At 58.5% G+C, this 18,299-nt stretch carries 8 protein-coding genes and 1 pseudogene; 2 read left to right on the top strand and 7 right to left on the bottom strand.

The genetic code is table 11. The features are described from left to right. Positions 1–1,272 precede the first annotated feature (1,272 nt). Positions 1,273–2,856, top strand: a complete 1,584-nt coding sequence (locus ACK4HL_RS01730; protein WP_409756128.1) for a hypothetical protein — start codon at positions 1,273–1,275, stop codon at positions 2,854–2,856. A gap of 603 nt (positions 2,857–3,459) precedes the next feature. Here the strand turns inward: ACK4HL_RS01730 and ACK4HL_RS01735 are convergent. The 4 genes from ACK4HL_RS01735 to ACK4HL_RS01750 form a co-directional block, all read right to left on the bottom strand. Continuing rightward, positions 3,460–5,406, bottom strand: coding sequence for an ATP-binding protein (locus tag ACK4HL_RS01735; RefSeq protein ID WP_409756130.1), 1,947 nt, complete (start codon positions 5,404–5,406; stop codon positions 3,460–3,462). A gap of 215 nt (positions 5,407–5,621) precedes the next feature. After that, on the bottom strand, positions 5,622–6,776 hold the full coding sequence (locus ACK4HL_RS01740) for an FIST signal transduction protein (RefSeq protein ID WP_409756132.1): 1,155 nt from the start codon (positions 6,774–6,776) through the stop codon (positions 5,622–5,624). A 100-nt stretch (positions 6,777–6,876) separates the two neighbouring features. Next, a complete protein-coding gene (locus ACK4HL_RS01745) occupies positions 6,877–11,325 on the bottom strand; it encodes an ATP-binding protein (RefSeq protein ID WP_409756134.1) in 4,449 nt (1,482 codons plus the stop codon). Positions 11,326–11,447: 122 nt separating this feature from the next. Then, the gene (locus ACK4HL_RS01750; protein ID WP_409756136.1) at positions 11,448–11,810 is read right to left on the bottom strand and encodes a response regulator; all 363 of its coding nucleotides are present in this window, start codon (positions 11,808–11,810) and stop codon (positions 11,448–11,450) included. 606 nt (positions 11,811–12,416) lie between these two features. On the opposite strand from ACK4HL_RS01750, the gene ACK4HL_RS01755 reads away from it, so the two are divergent. Next, entirely contained in the window at positions 12,417–13,100 is a 684-nt protein-coding gene (locus tag ACK4HL_RS01755) for an outer membrane protein (protein WP_409756138.1), read from the top strand. Between the two features lie 314 nt (positions 13,101–13,414). On the opposite strand, the pseudogene ACK4HL_RS01760 reads toward ACK4HL_RS01755, so the two are convergent. The 3 genes and pseudogenes from ACK4HL_RS01760 to ACK4HL_RS01770 all read right to left on the bottom strand — a co-directional run. Then, positions 13,415–13,704: pseudogene (locus ACK4HL_RS01760) on the bottom strand (integrase core domain-containing protein); the annotation flags it as partial. 126 nt (positions 13,705–13,830) lie between these two features. Beyond that, positions 13,831–16,368 (bottom strand): EAL domain-containing protein, encoded by a 2,538-nt coding sequence (locus ACK4HL_RS01765; protein ID WP_409756140.1) that lies wholly within the window; start codon positions 16,366–16,368, stop codon positions 13,831–13,833. Between the two features lie 692 nt (positions 16,369–17,060). Continuing rightward, positions 17,061–18,209 carry a hypothetical protein gene (locus tag ACK4HL_RS01770; protein WP_409756142.1) on the bottom strand — a complete coding sequence of 383 codons (1,149 nt, stop codon included), beginning with the start codon at positions 18,207–18,209 and terminating at the stop codon, positions 17,061–17,063. Between the last annotated feature and the right edge of the window lie 90 nt (positions 18,210–18,299).

Below are 18,299 nucleotides of genomic sequence, written 5' to 3' on the forward strand. Positions count from 1 at the left end.
CTCCCGTAGGATCGCGATGATCTGCTCTTCGGTAAACCGGCTCTTCTTCATCGTCCAACTCCCCTTTTTGAGGCCGTCGGACTCTACTCATTTTTGGCTCAGTTTGCGGGGCTCACACCACTGACTATTTCTTATCGCAGGAGCCAATCGACTGCGGAAGCCAAGACCTGTCCTTCGGCGCCAATGAATTAGTTTTGCCCACTTCAATTCAAAACATATCAGTTTCGTACTTATCAAGAGTGGCAACATGCTCTCTGGTCTTGATCGGCCTGGGCCTGTTCCACATTTGAATTAGAATGGACAGATTAATTCGTTTTACGAGAGATGTTCTACCGCAGATCCGGACTTTGCCGGTGTAGAAAAGACCTCTATTCCAAACGTCAATGTCGCCTCGCCTGACGTGGGTTCTTCGAGGACTCTCCGGTCTCCAGCGGCACACTGACCGTGCATTTCAAGGCATGCGGCTCCCGCGGGATATCGCATCAAGCTTCAACGCCAGTTCGCTGTCGGCCGTTCGCGGCTCCTCTTTGATGGATTGGAGTTCTCCCCTACTAGTTTCCAGCTCCTCCGGGGTCGAACGGTGTTCTTCATTGATCAGTTGCAGCTCCTCGTTGATCTCCCTTGAGTTTCTCAATTGCCGCGTCGAACTCCTCGCGCATCGTCATGAGGCGCCACTGTGCGAGCTCCAACTCCTGCGTGAGTCGTTGTTCAGATTCGCCCGTGCCTTTTCGCGTCCTTTGCAGACATCACCTGGACCACTTCTTGGTGCGGAGACCTCTTGAAACGTAGCGGCACGGGAAGGCTCACCGCCCAAGCAACGCACTGCCATGCCCATTGCGTGGTGGCGCAGGCGTGTTCGTACTGGTCACGGCTTATTTAGAACACCGGACGGGGGGGCCATCATCTACCTCTCAAAAGAGGAAATCGAATATCCCGGTGTCGAATATGCCGGTGTCAAAGATTGGCCGGTCGGGACCGTTCTTCTCGGGTTCGATTCCGGGGCCAACAAGACGCAATTCGGGTTCTCCGGGTCATGGTCCGACTTCTGGTGGGTCGCAAATTCGAAAATACGGTGCTATACAATCGACCTTTTTTCGGGCTCAGCACGAACGCTGCTGTCTTGCTGTAGGCGATCTGGGTAGCATCGCGCAGCGCAAGCGTCGCTGAACACGCGTACCGGTTAAGTGATGAGTTTCAGGGGTATCTGAGTTCCACAACTTTTTCTGGCGCGATCAGCGCCTCGTCTGCCTACACTAGGAGAGTGGAGGGGTTATGACTGGAAACCATGAACCTAGGCGGTTTCGCTCCGTCTGGTTTGCACTGGGGCTTCTAGCGTGGTTACTGTCGTTTGGTTTGATTTCTCCCGGCAGCGCCCGCGCTCAGTCCGGAGACGAATACCGCCGCTGGGTGGACTGGTGTATTAGCATAGGCGGCACACCAAATGGCGATGCAAGCAACCCGGTGTGCACGCCGGGCGTCGGAGGGGGTGGCCAAGCTTGCTGCGATCCGCCTGCCGATCCATATGCGTATCTGCGGCCCTACTACACCCGCTTCAATCAGGTCCTCCAGGAACTGCAGCCCTATTCCAGCGTCGCCCGTAGTTTCACCGCCGCGGTCGAGGGTGATGAGGCGACGTTCTCGGGGCTGCTCAAGTCTCTCTACGATCCCCTCTTCGCCGAGTATCGGCAGATAGAGGATGCGGCCTATCTCTTCCGCCAGCAGGTCACCTATTTCAATGAACACATGGAAGCGTTGCGTCTCGAGGTGAACGCTCTTGAAACGACGACAGAGGAGAGGCGGCAAGCGATAAGCAAACTTGCCGCGCTGACTGAGAACCTCAAGGCAACCCTTGCCGCGGAACAGGCTATCTCGCATCAGCTGCGGGATCGGGGCCTTGCCCTCTACAATGATCAGCGCAGCAGCCAGCAGCTTGCCAGCCTGATCTTGATCTATGCGCCCTCGCCGCCGCTAACGCCAGCGGCCCTGGACGAGCGGCCGGCGGCGACAGCAATCAATGGGTGGAGTGACGACAGCCGGTCTGCCATGATCACTGCCCCATATGCTTCAGATGTTATTGCGCGTCCATGGCCACAGCGCGTCGTCGGCGGTCAAACCAGTTATGTTCTGGATCTTTCTGCCCCGCTCGATTCTAATATCGCCAACCTCGAGTTGTTGAAGGGGCAGCTGATCCAGGCAGTGCTGGACTATAATCACTATGCCCCGGAGGCAGACCGGCTGCGCGCCAGCTTCGAGCCCCTGTGGAACCGGAAGACGGAACTCCTCTATCAGCAGTCATCGGAGCAGTTCGCAGTCGTCGACACGGAAAACAATGTCTTAGCTCTCAACAACAACATCAGCGCCACCGCTGCTAACAAGGACGTCGCTGCGAAATTCCTTGCAGGCGAGATGATCGTCGCGCTGGCCAAGGATGTCGCCGTCGATAAGATGAAGGGCGCTGTCTCGGATCTGCTGGACGCAAACGGCCTGCCAAACGACCTTCCTACCATGTCTTCCGACGATCTCGTCGCCGCGGCCAAATCCGGGATCAGGATCGCCATTCCTAAATACAGCTTTCAGGAGCAATGGAACGCCTTTGTCGACATCCAGAAGCAGTCACTCGACCTTTTGAACCGCAATCAGGGGTATTTCGTTGAGGCCGCGAGGCTGTGCGCCGAGGCGTCGCCGGAGCAGATCGAGCGATTATCCGAGCGGGTCTTCTCCGATCTGAACTGGCAGGCCGCAGATCTCGTCAGACAGGTCGGATTCACAAACCTGCCAGAAGAGAAGTCCCTGTTCGAGGGGTTCATCGACAAATTCGTCGAGACATACAAGCCTCAGGACGACGAAGGAGATTAGGGTGCGTGTGGCCCGGGCTGCGAGTTACTGATATTCCGCCAAATAGCCAGCACTCTGCTTCCTGCTTTAGCGAAGGAATGATTACACCGTCTATAGAGCCTCCGGGCACGTGATCGCTGAGTAGCCGGCCGACAGGCCACGGGATACATGTGGCCCCATCAGTTATACACAGGTGCGGCGGGCCACAACTGCGACGGCCTATTAAAAGGCGCCATTCGGCCTAACAAACACGCTGAGTGGTACCTCGCCGTTTCGCACCAGGTGAGACCGAGGGATCAGGATGCGCCGTTAGCCGGAGAAGCATGTCGGTGCCGACGTGCAGCACGAGCGCCTTGCAGGAAACCAGCTGGCGGCGGACCTCGGCGCACGGGTCGACCGCGAGCAGCCGGACTGCTTCGTGCGACGGGTTCTCCACAGGGCAGACGGCGATTCGGATTCAAACGGCAGGATGGCTGGCGGCGAGATGAAGGTCAGTGGCAGGCCATGGTTCAGTGACGCATCACGCGCCGTGTCTACACAGAAAACAACCGCAAGCGGATCACCGCCTCCATGATGCCGCACCAGGGCTCGCGACATCAGTGAGAACCGCGGATGAAATGAGGCTCATAGACTGACCGAATGCGAATCAAGAACGGCGCGAACCTTTGCGGCGAGTGCATCAAAGGTAAACGGCTTGGGCAACAGATGGACACCCGGGTCCAATCGACCGTTGTGAATGATAGCATTTCGCGAGTAGCCCGTCGTGAACAACACCTTCAGCTCCGGTCTGAGGCGCAGCGCTTCCTCAGCTAAGCGCCGCCCATCCATGCCCTCGGGGAGCACGACGTCGGTGAAAAGCAAGTCGACGAGAACACCACGACCAAGGAGATCCAACGCCTCGGGTCCGTTAGAGGCCTCAAGAACGTGATAGCCGAGTTCCTTCAATACCCCGACGGAATAGCTCCTCAGATCTTCATGATCCTCGACAACCAGAACTGTCTCATCGCCTCCGACGCCCGCCACTATATCAGGCACGTACCGGTCCGGTGGGACCGGTGTTGCCAATCTTGGCAGATAAAGCTTCACCGACGAACCTTGCCCTAGTTCGGAATAGATCCGCACATGTCCATTGCTCTGGCGGATGAACCCGTAGACCTGACTTAAACCGAGGCCTGTGCCCAGGCCGACAGGTTTAGTCGTGAAAAACGGCTCAAAAGCGTGCTGGAGCGTGCCAGGATCCATGCCGACACCCGTATCCGTTATAGCGATCATGACATACTGGCCGGGGGCAACCGGTTCTGCGATGGCAGAAACATAATCCTCGTCAAGATAGGTATTGCCGGTCTCGATTGTGAGCCGGCCGCCCTCCGGCATTGCATCCCGGGCGTTGACAGCCAGGTTCAAAATTGCGTTCTCGAGTTCGTTCACATCCGCTTGGGCCGTCCATAGACCCGGCGCTGTGATGACCTCTAGGCGAACCTGCTCTCCGATCGTCCGTCCCAGCATATCCGACAAACCGGAAATGAGCCGATTGGCATCGATCGGCTTAGGATCCAGCGGTTGGCGTCGCGAAAAGGCGAGGAGACGCGCTGTGAGTTTGGCCGAGCGCTGGCTCGCGCGCTGTGCCATTTCGCATGAGCGCCGCAGTCGCGCCCTGAGGTTTTCATCGGGGATTGACGTAATCCCGCGCTCAACCTGACCCAATCCACCGATGATGACGGTGAGCATGTTATTAAAGTCGTGAGCGATGCCTCCAGCGAGCTGGCCGACGGCTTCCATCTTTTGTGACTGCCGCAATGTCTCTTGGGCCTCAGCGAGCCGCTTGTCAGCCTCTATGCGGTTGGTCACGTCATAGGCAAACTGGTACGCTCCGATGCGGCGTCCGCTCTTGTCGCGCAAGACACTGAACTTCATCTCGTAGTAGCGCTGATCGCAGCCTGGGTTGCCAAGCGGCATGGTGGTCCCGAATGCCTCGCCACTGAGCGCGCGATTCCAAAGAGCCGTGACGGCGCTCTCGTGCTCCGGTCGACCGGCAAGAACATCGAGCATGCTCATTCCCACCTGGGGTCTCCGACCGAAAACCCGCTCAAATTCGCTTGCCGCTGCCCGGTTCACAGCAAGACAGCGGAATTCGAGGTCTAACACCATGACCCATGTGTCAGTATTCTCCACAATCTCGGCGAGGAACCGACGCTCGTCCAGGGTCGATTCGACGCGCTGCTCCAGATCGCGGGTCAGCGCGGTCAGTTCGCTATTGAGCCGAGCCGCTTCACTGAGTGCATTATGCAATTGCTTCGCTTGCTCGGACAGGCGCCGACGTGCTTCATCCAGGCTGGCGGCAAGCGTGCTCGTCTGCTTGGCTGCCAATGCAGCTGCGGAAGCCGCGCCTTCAGCGGCAGTTACTTGATATTCGGACTGCAGGAGCCGCGCGATTGGGAGCAGCAGTTCTGACAATTCGCGGGCGCCGATATGCGGGCTTCCGCCAATAAGTGCGGTCACCGTGCCATCCGACGCTGATACGTAGGCGCGCGCGGTGTTTCGAGTCTGCCGGTCAGGAAAGTCAACCTCCATCGCGACCTCGCCGGGACAAGCACATGTTTCTAGGAAAGCACGCCAAGAAGGCCCTCCGGGTAAGGTGCGCGGAAAACCTGGGGCAGGTAGAAGTGCGCCCAAATCAGCGTCACGGATCAGGATAAGGAGAGCGTCCGCCCCCAAGCTTCGTGCTAGGGCATGAGCGGCACTCTGGCGCCCCTCCCTTTCGGCGAGCGCGTTTAAGAGGCGCTGATCTATGCCGGTAGCAAACAAACGACTGCCGTGCAGTTGTGAAATCCCTGGAACTGTCCCTCCGCCCGCGCTATTTGGCCGTGCGTGTTACAGCCCGTCAAATCCACGCTACCCAGCCGATCCCGTACTGCCGCCAATTCACGAGTGAACGCTTGGCCCAGGCGAAGTCGTGTGGCCACGCAGTCGAAGAAAAGTGCAGCTTGAGGTCTGTGGCCTCCAAGAGCCTGCAGCGCGGCGTCAGCCGCAGCCTCAGCTGCTTGCACGGTCGATTGTTGGTTGATACGCATGATTCTGACAATCGAGTCCTGCGGCACTTCAGCGGCGCACAGGAGCGCACCATCGTCCAGAATGGCGAGCGGCACACGAAGTTTGTGGCCATTTGCAGTATCGATACCGACGATGTTATGGAGGAAAAAAGCGATCGGTGCAGCAGGATCAAGAGTCTGGCAGGTCTCAGTGGCATAAGCTTGGAACACCTCTGCAGCAGGTAAGCCATTGAGGCTCACCAGCTTCATACCGTTCGCTTCGGTCACCCGAAATGCCTTTGACGCTGGCTTCCAGCCGTGGCTCACACCCACACCGATCGGCTTCTCCGAAATTATTTCGAGCGCTGCAACGGCGTCGCTTAGCACCTCCGTTCCGCAGAACACTACCGTCTTCCGGAAGTTGGCATTGTCGCCCGCGCCACCTCCAAAAAACTGGTACTGACCGGAAGTCAGCAACGTCAGTTCGTCCACCAATTGATCAGCATGACCAGCCAGCGCATCGGTCATGACAAGAGCGTTTCGGTAGCCTGGACGCATGTCTCGCACGCCAGTGAAACCGGCAACTAGCTCCTGAGCGGCTCCGGCCGGATCAATGCTAATGCGCCGTCCGCATCTAGCGCTCACGTGAATATCATCCCCGCCGAGCGCTAGCGCCGTAGCCCAGCCGTCCCCTTGTTCGTTATTTGCAAATTCACCAGCAGACGACGCTCCCACGATCACAGCGCCGGTCTGATCGTGCAGGCGCTTCAGCAAGCGTACGTGATCATAGCTCGGGGCGGCAAACAGGACAATTGCAGCCGGGGCAGCAATCTTCGATGTGAGCTCTTTCGCAAGATGATCTGCGGCTTGAATGGAATTGGTCTCACGGCTAATCGCGACAGCAGTCTGCATAATGTCTCCAGTGTGGCAGAACGGCACCCGTGCCGCCCTCTGTATGGACCTCGATATTCTACAATCGTGCATTTCTCCAAGGAAACATTCCAAACCTCCCTCACCGGAGCGGCTGGTCGAGTATATCCCTTACCCGTGAGGCGAGTTGCTCAAACGTAAAGGGTTTCGAAATCAGTTGGACACCTGGATCAAGCCGCCCCTGATGGACGATTGCATTCCGCGAATAGCCTGTCGTAAACAAGATTTTCAGATCCGGTCTCAACTCCTGGGCGGCATCAGCGAGAACGCGCCCACTCTTTCCCGGCAGTACCACATCCGTGAACAGGAGATCTATGCGTCGCCCAGAGCGTAGGATCTTCAGCGCTGCATCGGCTTCCGAGGCCTCAATGACGACATACCCGAGTTCTGATAGGATCATGGTGCTGTAAGCGCGGACGTCGTCATTGTCTTCGACCACGAGGATGACTTCGCCTTCCCTGCTTGTCAGGATGACGGGCTCTGCCGAAGCTGTAGCAGCCCCGACATCGCCCATATAGCGGGGAAAATACAGCTTGACGGTCGTCCCTTCGTTTTCCTCGCTGTAGATCGTGACGTGCCCGCCGGACTGCTTCACGAAGCCATACACCATACTCAGACCGAGCCCCGTCCCCCGCCCGCTTTCCTTAGTGGTGAAAAATGGCTCCAACACCCGCGCAAGAACCTCCATCGACATTCCCGTTCCGGTGTCACTGATGCTGATCATAACGTACTGGCCTGGGATGACCTCGGCGTCGATCGCGGCATAGCTTTCATCCAGTGCAGTATTGGCTGTTTCAATGGTTAGCTTTCCACCCTCAGGCATAGCATCTCGCGCATTTACTGCGAGATTTAATATCGCGCTCTCGAGTTGGTTCTGGTCCACTTCCACTGTCCACAACCGTGGAGACAGCACCCCTTCGAGCTCGATTTGCTCCCCCAGCGTTCTGTGCAAGAGCTCAGTCATCTCGCGGACAAGAACATTCAGCTCGAGAGGCTTAGGCTCGAGCGGCTGGCGCCTTGAGAACGCTAGTAGTCGACCGGTGAGACTTGCCGCCCTTTGAGCGCCTTGCAACGCCATCTCAGTCGCGCGGGCAATACGACTGTGGTCTCCAGGCGTGCTGCGTTTGATTGTATCAAGACCCCCTATGATAACCGTGAGGAGATTGTTGAAGTCGTGGGCAATGCCCCCGGTCAGTTGCCCGACGGCCTCCATTTTCTGAGCTTGACGGAGCGCGTCTTCGGCTGCAGTCCGACGTGCCACTTCCTGCAAAACGCGCTCCTCCAAAGTGGTGTTAAGCGCCTGTAGTTCAGCCTCAGCTCTGCGTCGCTGTTGAAGCTCGCGATCGGCGGCCTCGAAAAGACGCGCATTATCTAGCGCGACGGCGGCCTGGCTCGCCAGAGCGACAGCGCGGTCCTCATCTGTACTGTCGAAGATATCCCTCTTGGAGTGACCGAAAAACAGCCCCCCCAGAACCTCCTCGGTGCGGGAGCGCACTGGAACGGCAAGATAGCTACATACTGGAAGATGGCCCTTGGGCATTCCGTAATGGGGCGCGCTGAGCCCATACCGCGGATCCTTCGTTATGTCGCCGGAGCGAACGACCTCAGTGCCCATGAACGTCGGAGCGAATATTCGCGTATTGCGGGGCATCGGGAATCGGTCGAATGCCTCTCGGGGGGCACCTGACAAAGTGTAGAGCGTGTAACGTTCCCCCTTCTCGTCGACGACGTTGTAAAAGAATGCACCAAACTCAGCTCCAGTGACTTCGACTGCCGCATCGGTAATTGTTTGCACGAGCCTCGTTTGGTCCAAGTCCCCAGAGATCATAGTCGCGGCACGATTGAGGACTTCGAGCGCTCTGGCCTGCTCCTTCAAGGCTGCCATAGCGGCCTTCTCCCGCGTGACGTCGATCACCACGCCTACCATCCTTTTGCGACCTTCGGGGTCGGCTTCGACGTGCCCGCGCGCAACGACGATGCGTTCCTCTCCCGAGCCATTAACCCGATACTCCGCTTCGTAGGGCTCCCCCTTCTCGACGGACTCGCTGAGAACTGCCATGACCCGGTCAATGTCGCGCTTGTCGATGGCATGCAGAAAAGATTGGATCGGCAAACCTGCTTCGGCGTCCGCTTTAGCGACGCCAAATACTTCCGCCAATGGTCCCTGGATAGCGAGCCGATCCGTGTCTATGGTCCATTCAAATACGGCCACACGTCCGGTCGACAGAGCAAGCGACAAGCGATCCTGCGTCATCAGGTAGCGCTGCTCGCTCTGGAAAACGGCACGGTTTGCCTCCCGCCGAACTTCAGCCATCTGAATGTGCGACTGAACGCGGGCAATGAGTTCCCGTGCGGTAAACGGCTTAATCAGATAATCGTCTGCTCCAGCCTGCAATCCTTCAACTTTGGCCTCTTCGCCAGCGCGTGCGGATAGCATAAGCACCGGGATATCTGCTAGCGTGGGATCGTCCCGGACCCGCTTGAGTAAGCCGAAGCCGTCGAGCCGCGGCATCATGACGTCTGACAAGATGAGATCCGGCTTTCTCACCTGCGCGAGCGAGAGCGCGGCCATGCCGTCGGCTGCGGCATCGACGATATACCCATGGCCTTCCAGAAGGCGACGAACATAGGTGCGCATGTCCGCGTTGTCGTCTGCTAGCAGAATGCGCCTTTTGTCTGGTTGCATATCAACTCCCTGACTCTCAATAGCTCCCAGTCCGGGCGTGGTATGCTCACCTGCCGTTAGAAGTCCGGACGCAGCGTCAGGGAGCCAGCGCAATGCCTCCTCAACATACTCGTGCGCTCTCGTGATGCCTGTTTGCTCGGCAGCTTCGCTTCGCACACGCTCATACGGTAAATGCTGGTAACCGAAGAGGAGCGATACCGCGAAAGTGGTACCCGCACCTAGCGCGCTTTTCGCGCTGATCCGGCCTCCGTGCAACTTCACAAGTTCCTGAACGAGAGCCAAGCCAATACCACTTCCCTCGTAGCTCCGCCCTTGCACTCCTTCGATACGCTGAAAACGCTCGAAGAGCTTGGGCATTTCTTCGTCGGGAATACCGATGCCGGAGTCACGCACCTCGACTACTGCAGAACATCCATCAGGGGAGCTTGCGACCGACACCGTGATGCCGCCCTTCAACGTGAATTTGAAGGCGTTGGAGAGAAGATTGAGAAGAATTTTCTCGTACATGTCTCGATCGACGAAAACGGGTCGTGGCAAAGCCTGGCAATCCAGCGTCAGCACCAGCCCCGCTTTTTCGATAGCGGAGCGGAAGCTCGACGCGATGTCCGCGCTGAAGCTCGCAAGATCGGTGGGCTGGTATATCGCAAGGGTCCTCCCGGCTTCGATCCGGGAAAAGTCCAGAAGGCTGTTCACCAGCCTTAGAAGTCTTGTACCGTTCCGGTGAGCGAGTTCGGCCTGCCTGCGCAGCTCATCGGGCGCGGACTTGTCAGCCAGGAGCTCCTCGAGGGGGCCGAGCATCAGCGTGAGCGGCGTGCGAAACTCGTGGCTGACGTTTGAGAAGAATACAGTTTTAGCTCGGTTGAGCTCTGCCAGCGCCTCAGCTCGACGACGTTCGTCCTCATAGGCGTCGGCATTGGCAATAGCCGCCGCAATCTGGCCAGCCACCAGGCCCAGAAAACCCCTATAATTCTCGTCAACCAGCCGAAACGGGTTGAGTCCCACAATGAGAACACCGGGTCGCGCGGACTCGCGGGACGCAGGAATAGCGAGCATCGCCGCCTTCCTAGTGGCTACCTCCCATGCTCCCGCCGGAGGCGTTTCTCCAATAAGGCGCTCGATATCGTCGATCACAATCGGTTCGTGAACACAGAGCGCATCGCCCAGAGGCCAAGGGGAAGTGCTCCCCAGAGCCAGGGCCGCCGGTGCAACAGGATGACCGTCCCCAATACCAAAGGACGCGGCAAGAATCGCCTCCTCGCTGCTCGGTGGAATCATATAGAGCAATGCGAAGGTCAGATCGTGCGGGTCGGTTGCAAGCGCCGCTATCCCCCGCTGACAAGCCTCGCTCCAGGATCTCGCATCAGCCGTCTGTGCAGCTAGCTCGCGAAGTAGCCTTATTTGGCGCTCGCCAATGACCCGCTTAGTGTCGTCTGTATTCGCACAAATGATCCCACCCGGCCTACCTTCGTCATCCGGAATCGGACTGTACGAGAAGGTGTAGTAAGTTTCCTCCGGGTAGCCGTGACGCTCCATGATCAGGAGCTGCTCTTCAACGTATGTGCCTTCGACCCCCTCCAACGCCGTGCGAAGCATCGGTTCGATCTCCGGCCAAATTTCCTTCCAAACCTCCGCAGTGGGCCTGCCCAACGCCCAGGGATGCTTTCCACCAATGATCGACTTGTAGGGATCGTTATAGAGATAGATCAGGTCAGCTCCCCAGCCGATCCATATCGGCTGGCGCGATGTCAGCATGATCCGCACAGCAGTCTTCAAGCTTTGCGGCCAGCTCGCAGGAGTACCGAGGGAACTGCTGAGCCAATCGTAATCACGGATGAGAGCGCCCATTTCGCCCCCACCCGCAAGGAAGTTGGGGGCGCCGGCTAATGGCGTGTCAGTGTCGTTCGATCTTGGTCGCTGCATGGTGGCTCTTCGGCGCGATACGTCCACTCTGATAAATCCGAGCTTCTTTATCGACGCGCCAACGCGGCCATGAGCGCCGCCGAAAGTTCGTGAATTTGAAACGGCTTTGATGCGACCGGTCGATTTCGAAATACTTCTGGCAAATCTGCGCGTCCAAATCCGCTGGCAAACGCGAACGGAATGTTTTGCTCCGAGAGGAGTTCAGCGACGGGGAACACTTGCTTCCCTTGCAAACTGACATCGAGGATCGCGATTGCGAAGCCTCCCTCGCGCGCCCTAGCCAAAGCTTCTGGCAAGTTTCTCGCTCGCGCCGCGACGATACAGCCTAGATCAGCCAACATATCTTCCAGAGCCAACGCCACCAGACAGTCATCTTCGACCAGGAGAACACGTGATCCTCGCAGCCCCATGAGATTCCCCCTCTCACGTCCATTCGTGCACAGACGTACATTCTCGCCGGCAGCCTGAGCGAAGCAAACGGAGAAATTCGCAAGTTGTTCCCCGACGCTCAAATGCCAATATGACTTGCCCCGTTAGGTTTGCACGGCGTCATTGGCGGTCGCCATACGGCGGTTGAGAAGCTGGACGTCGGAGAGGAATAATAGCAAAGACCCTCTCTTCCGCCGCCAAGGGCATTGGAAGAGAGGGGGAGAGAGTGCCATTGCAGGTGCAGTTTTCTCCGCACTCAGATTAGCCTGAAACTGTTACTGCCCACAATCCCAAACATTCGCCAGCAAGGACGTTCAAGAGGGGACGAAGCCTCGCCACCCGGAACGTGGGCGAGAACACTCCGTCCCTCGAGATCAACTGAGTTCGGATATCCTGGGGTTGATCTACCAAAAGATGCATGGCTACTGAAACTCTCGCAAGAGTGGCGCCGGCATCGCAAGGCGGCTAAAATACTGTGTCGTTCTTGTGACACCGGAATAAAGATTCAGGCAAGAATGTGTTTTGTCGTTGCTGCGGCGAACCTTGTGACCATAGTAGCTGCACAGGGGTTTGCAGAGGAGATTCGCATGAAAAGGCTTTTGTTAGCGAGCACAGTTCTGGCCGTGCTGGCGACTGCACCGACCGCCAAGGCGGCTGATGTGGAATATGCTCCGGAATCGGACTGGACCGGTGCGTACCTGGGCGCGGTGATTGGCTACGGTTCTTTGAACTGGACGGTTGAGGACTACGATGGTGATCTGGACTCGCCCGCTGATGACGAAGCGACCGGCATGATGGGCGGCGTCACCATCGGCTACAACTATCAGCTGGACAGCGTCGTGCTGGGCGTGGAAGCAGATTATAGCATCGCCAGCCTTTCTGGGGATATCGGCGGCTGCCAGTGCGGCGACTTTGACAGCGACTGGCCGCTCCAGCTTGAGATGGACGCCTTCGCTACGGTTCGTGGCCGCCTCGGTTACGCCATTGGCGATTTCATGATCTTCGGCGCTGGTGGTCTGGCATATGCCTCGACCGAGTTGTCTATTCCTGATGAGGACGGCGCCGAGTATGATTATGAGTCCTACGGCTGGACGCTGGGAGCCGGACTTGAATACAAGGCAACCGAAAACATGAGCATCAAGGCCGAGTACCTTTATGCTAACTTTGACGAAGATTTCAATCTGGATGATGTCGAAGATGGCGATGACGGTGACTCGTTCAGCCTTGATGACATGCATGTCGTCCGGGGTGGCGTGAATATCTCGTTCTGACGATATCTAGGGGCCGAGAAGTAAAAGGGGGCAGCGACTGCCCCCTTTTTTGGGGCGGAAGCATTTTAAGGGGGCGGACTTTTGGTAATCTGTCGCGCCCGGCCTCCGTTTCGATTGAGACTGATGCTGACTAGCCTGGAAGTGGACAACCATTTGCCGATTTCGGATAAAACACCGGGGTTGAGTGGGAGCGCAGTAGTACTCTTCTTTTTCTGAACGAGATCACCCTGCCCCTGAAATTCCATTTAGCAGCTTCTAGAGTCTCGACCTGTTATGGTGAAATCTGTGGCGCAAGCCGCAGGCGTCGGTTAAGCCAGTGACGAATGTGGCCTCGTGTTGTTGTAGTCCTCGACCCACTCGTCGACAGCCTCCCGGGCCTGGTAGTGGGTGAAGAACAGCGTCTCGGTCAGGAATTCGTCATGCATCTTGCCATTGAAGCTTTCGACGTAACCGTTCGGCATGGGCTTGCCCGGCATTGCCAGTGAATGCGCTGGTCCTTTGCCCGGGCGACGATCGCATGCGAGGTGTGCTCGGTTCCGTTATCGCTGACGATCATACCCGGCCTGGCCCTCCGCTCGAAAAGAGCCGTGAGTTCCCTGGCGACCGGAGGGTCTGTCATCTGACGTACAGTTCGCGAGGCCGAACGAAGCATCTGACAGGGGAATTAAAGCCCACACGCGCAAGGCTTTTACTCGTGGGCTTAAGTGAACACGAAGCTGTATCCTACAGCTCATCCGGCTCGTGTATCGTATCTACGTTCGAATTCGAGGCTCCGAGGTCTGCCAAAGTAGAACCCCTGCGCCTGATCGCATCCGAGGCGGCGAAGTATCCTTGCTTGCTCCTCAGTCTCGACCCCCTCAGCCACCGTCGTGATCTGCAGGCTTCGGCCAAGGGAGATTGCCGCATGAATGATCTTTAATTCACGCGTGGTCGTACCGAGCCCCGATACAAACGACTGATCAATCTTGAGCTTGTCGACGGGAAGGTGCTGCAACCTGCTGAGGCTAGAGTAGCCCGTTCCAAAGTCATCGAGAGACAAGGTTACGCCCAGCGCATGTAGCTCGTTAAGGACTTGGATGTTCTTGTCCGAGTTTTCGAGAATCAAGCTCTCGGTAATCTCGATCTCCAGTCGCGCTGGTGGCAGACCGCTGCCCGCGAGCGCCCGCTGCACAGACTTCACCACGCCACAAGATGTGAACTGCGCTGCCGAGACATTGACAGCGACCTTGTAATCTCTTGGCCAGGCTGATGCCTCAGCGCAGGCTTTCTGCATCACCCAGTCGGAGATTGGTTCAACAAGGCCTGTTTCCTCCGCGACCGAGATGAACTCAGCCGGCGCCACGCACCCACGACGCGGGTGATTCCAGCGCAACAACGCTTCAAACGCGATGGTGCTTCCCGACTTGAGATCGACGATGGGCTGATAGTGAATCTCGAACTCCTGCCTCTCAAGCGCTCGGCGGAGATCGTGCTCGAGCTCACGACGTGCAACAAGGTGCAAGTACATCTGGGGCTCGAAAAATCGAAACGTGTTTCGCCCCTCCCCCTTTGCGCGGTAAAGCGCCAAGTCCGCGTTGCGGAGAAGAGTGTTAGCGTCCTGGCCGTCCATGGGTGCCAAGGTGATGCCGATGCTCAGGCCTGTCGCAATGCTGTGGCCAGCGCACTGAAGAGGCGCTGCGGCCCGCGCAAGAAGTCGTGCGGCCACGTCCGACATGTGCTCCCGGTCACCAGCTCCTGGAACGACGACGGCGAACTCATCGCCGCCAAGCCGAGCCAGTAATGCGCCCTGCCCCAGTTCTGACCTCAGCCGCTCGGCCATACCCACAATGAGTTGGTCACCCACCTCGTGCCCGAACGTGTCATTGATCACCTTGAAGTTGTCGAAGTCGATCAGCATCACACCGGCCTCGGGGCGGTCGCCGACGAGGCATTCCTCAAGTCTGATCTGTAGAAGCCTGCGGTTCGGAAGCTGGGTCAGGGCGTCGTGGTGGGCGAGATAGGTGATCGTCTCCTCGTGCTGTCGTTGCTGGGTGACGTCGATGGCGGCAGTAATGGCGCACACACGGCCTCTATAGCGAATCTCTCTGGAGTAGATCGATGCTGTGAAGCAGGTGCCATCAGCCTTGCGATGAATCCAGTCCTCCGCCACCTGGTCTGGTCGCTCCTCCGTTGCCAGCCGCTCCTTGAGCTTCTGGTGCTCCTGGGGTGGGCGAATATCGTACAAGTTCATCGACAGGAACTGGTCGCGGCTGTAGCCGTACTGCCGAAGTGCGGCATCGTTGACGGCCAGAAACTGTTGTGTCGGGTACTCGTAAACCCACATGGGCAGTGGATTGTGGTCGAAGAGGAGCTTGAAGGACTCTTCGCGCAGCTTCGCCTCGGTAACGTCCATAGAGATGCCGGACCGCCGCGGCCCCCCTTCGCCTCCCTGAATGATGCGACTGTCCACGGCTAGCCACTTACGAATCCCTTTCCCGGACACAATCTCCACCTCGGCGGAGAAGGGTGCGCGATTCTCGTCCGCCTGAGCGAGACCGTCGGAGAACCACTGGGGAAAGCGCAGTCTTTCCAGAACATCGCTGCGGGACGCCATGCTGGTCCTGTCGAGATCCAGAACATTGGAGAGCTCGCTGCTCCACACGACCTCGCCTGACTCCAGTTCGTATTCCCATGCTCCAAGCTTCGCCTGCCGCGCAGCAAGTTCAAAAAGCCTGTTTTGCCTCTCAAGTTGCTGCGCGTGGTCGCGAAGAGCGGCAGCAACTTCCTCCTGTTTTTTGGCATGGACTTTCGCTTCAAGTTGCGACCGGTGAGAGCGCAGCAGACTTTCAACCAGAACGGCATACATCCTGAAGGATGCAACCTCGTCGCTCGACAATGTCCGCGGTAAGCAATCCGCCATGCACAAGGCACCGAGCGGGACGCCAGGCGTGATGCTGATCGGGTAGCCGGCATAGAACCGGATCCCAGGCTCGCCGACTACGAGGGGGTTCGACGCAAATCGCTCGTCACGGGTTGCGTCAGGAACGACGAGTACGCCGGTGCTGCGGATCGCATGATTGCAGAACGACACGGTGCGCGGAGTTTCGCTACAGCCGAGGCCCACTTCCGACTTGAACCACTGCCGGTCGGCGTCGAGAAAGCTCACTGCGCACATCGGAACACCGAAGTGCTGTGCTACGAGCCTGGTGACTGCATCGAATTCAATGGAGGGCTCCGTATCGAGTATTTGAACCTCGTACAAAGCAGCGAGGCGCTCGGCTTCAGTCACGTTCACAATTGCACCTGAATTCTTCACTACTCGGTTGGGGGGATCCTAAGCTGCTGCGCCTTAACGAAACGCTGCAGGTGGAAGGGACGCAGTGCTCGCGCACATCGTGCGAAAACAGTCGTTGCAACAGGCGGGTGCCGGAGGAGTGCCCGCCGACCGAGAGGTGCGGCACTTCTAGAGACCTTAGAGGTGAGGGGTCGTGATCTTCGGTGACCTGAGCATAACTCGAAACCGTCGGCACCGACTTGACGCGGATTCGGTGCGCCGCTGTGCTCCGGTAGAGCCGGTTACACCGGTTACAGGGGTTACAGTGCTGATTCAATTGTCCTTTTTGGCTCCGGTTGGCGCCTGGCTACGGCTGGTGACATTGGCTACGCCATTGCGCCGAGCCCCTTAGCCGTTGAGTTCAGCCTTTGTGGGCCTCCACAGCTGCGCAGCTAGCGATCTGACCCGGTCAGGGAGATGGCGGAAGTCGACCATCGGCCGACGATCCGATCGGTCCGGCAGCGACCGGATCAGGCCGGCCACGGCGTCGGCCGAGATCGCGACCTGAGACGTGTCCAGGTCACCCGTGGTGACGGTCAACGAAAAAACCGGGGAAATCCATCCCCGGTTTGGTCTTGGTGGCTTCTGGCGGGCCGGAACCCTTTCGAGGGCGGTTACGTGGACCTGGCTTGGCCATGGCCGCGGCCTCAGGCCACCTTCTTCCTTCCGGCGGCGGGCGGGTTGACGACTTTAGACTGCTCCAGGAGGGCGTCGAGCTCGCCCGCGCGGGTGGCGGCGATCACCGCGTCGATGACCTCGGGCAGCTTCTCGCGCGCACCCACGACGATGCCGGACTTGCCTTTCTCGAACTCCAGGGGCCGCAGGCCGTACTTGAGCAGGAGGACCGTCTGACCCTTCTCGTCGGTGCCCCACCAGGGCCGGATCTGCAGCCGGTGGTCGACCTGGACGCGTTGGCCGTCGACCAGCTTCCAGCGCTTGACGGTACGCGCGAAGGCGGGATCGGCGAACAGGGCCTTCTGGTCCTCCAGCCGTGCCACGAGCTGCATCCGGCGGGCCTGGACGGGCGAGTTGCGGGCCTTCGAGACGGCGGCGAAGGCGAGGGACTTCAGGATGGACATGCGGGGTTCTCCATGACGAAACAACTCTGATTTTATTCCTATTTCCTTGGAATGTAAATGGAATGCCTCTCGCCGGGCCTTTGGCCACGCGTCATGAGGGGGGCGATAGTCCTCTTCGGCACCGAGCTTGAGGGAACTGATGAGGCCTACGAAGTTCACGGTTTCCATCCCCTCCGACATTATCGGAGAGATCGCGCCACAACGGATCTCGACCGTTGCAGCAGGAGACCACCAAGCGTGCTGCTCGGGATCGAGGTTCATCGCGAAGGCACGCACGCGCTCATAGGTTTCGCGAGTGAGCGCCACGAGGAAGGTCCAGCTCGGTTCGCCCTGGACGTCCTCCTCTCGCACACCCACGACCCTGTTCGAGATCCCGAGGATGAACTCGACACGGGCGCGCGCCTGCAGCCACTCGGTCACGTCGGCGTAATTGGGGATGTCGAGCACGTAACTCGACCGGGACGCGACCAGCTTGCCGAGCATCCCCGCCTGGCTCACGACGGAATCGACCCGGCGCATCGGACGGAGGGCGCCGACGGTGAGGCGAACCGAACAGCCGGGCCAGAACGGGCGGTCGTCGGGCTCCAAACCGAAGAGCTGCTCCATGTTCCGGGCGCGGAGCTTCGCGTCAGCGAGCGCCTTGGCCTCCGTCTTCGCCCTCCGCCGCCTCTCGCGCTCTTCCGTGGCGGCAGGCCTCATCCGGTACTTCTGGGGCATTGTCAAACTCCCTGTTAGGTCATTTGGGTCTAAAGGCGACACGTCGAGGCAGAGCCTCGCTGGTCACTTGAACAACTTCAGCCTCTCGCT

Origin of the sequence: Aestuariivirga sp. (genome assembly GCF_046294715.1) — a bacterium.
GTDB lineage: Bacteria > Pseudomonadota > Alphaproteobacteria > Rhizobiales > Aestuariivirgaceae > Aestuariivirga.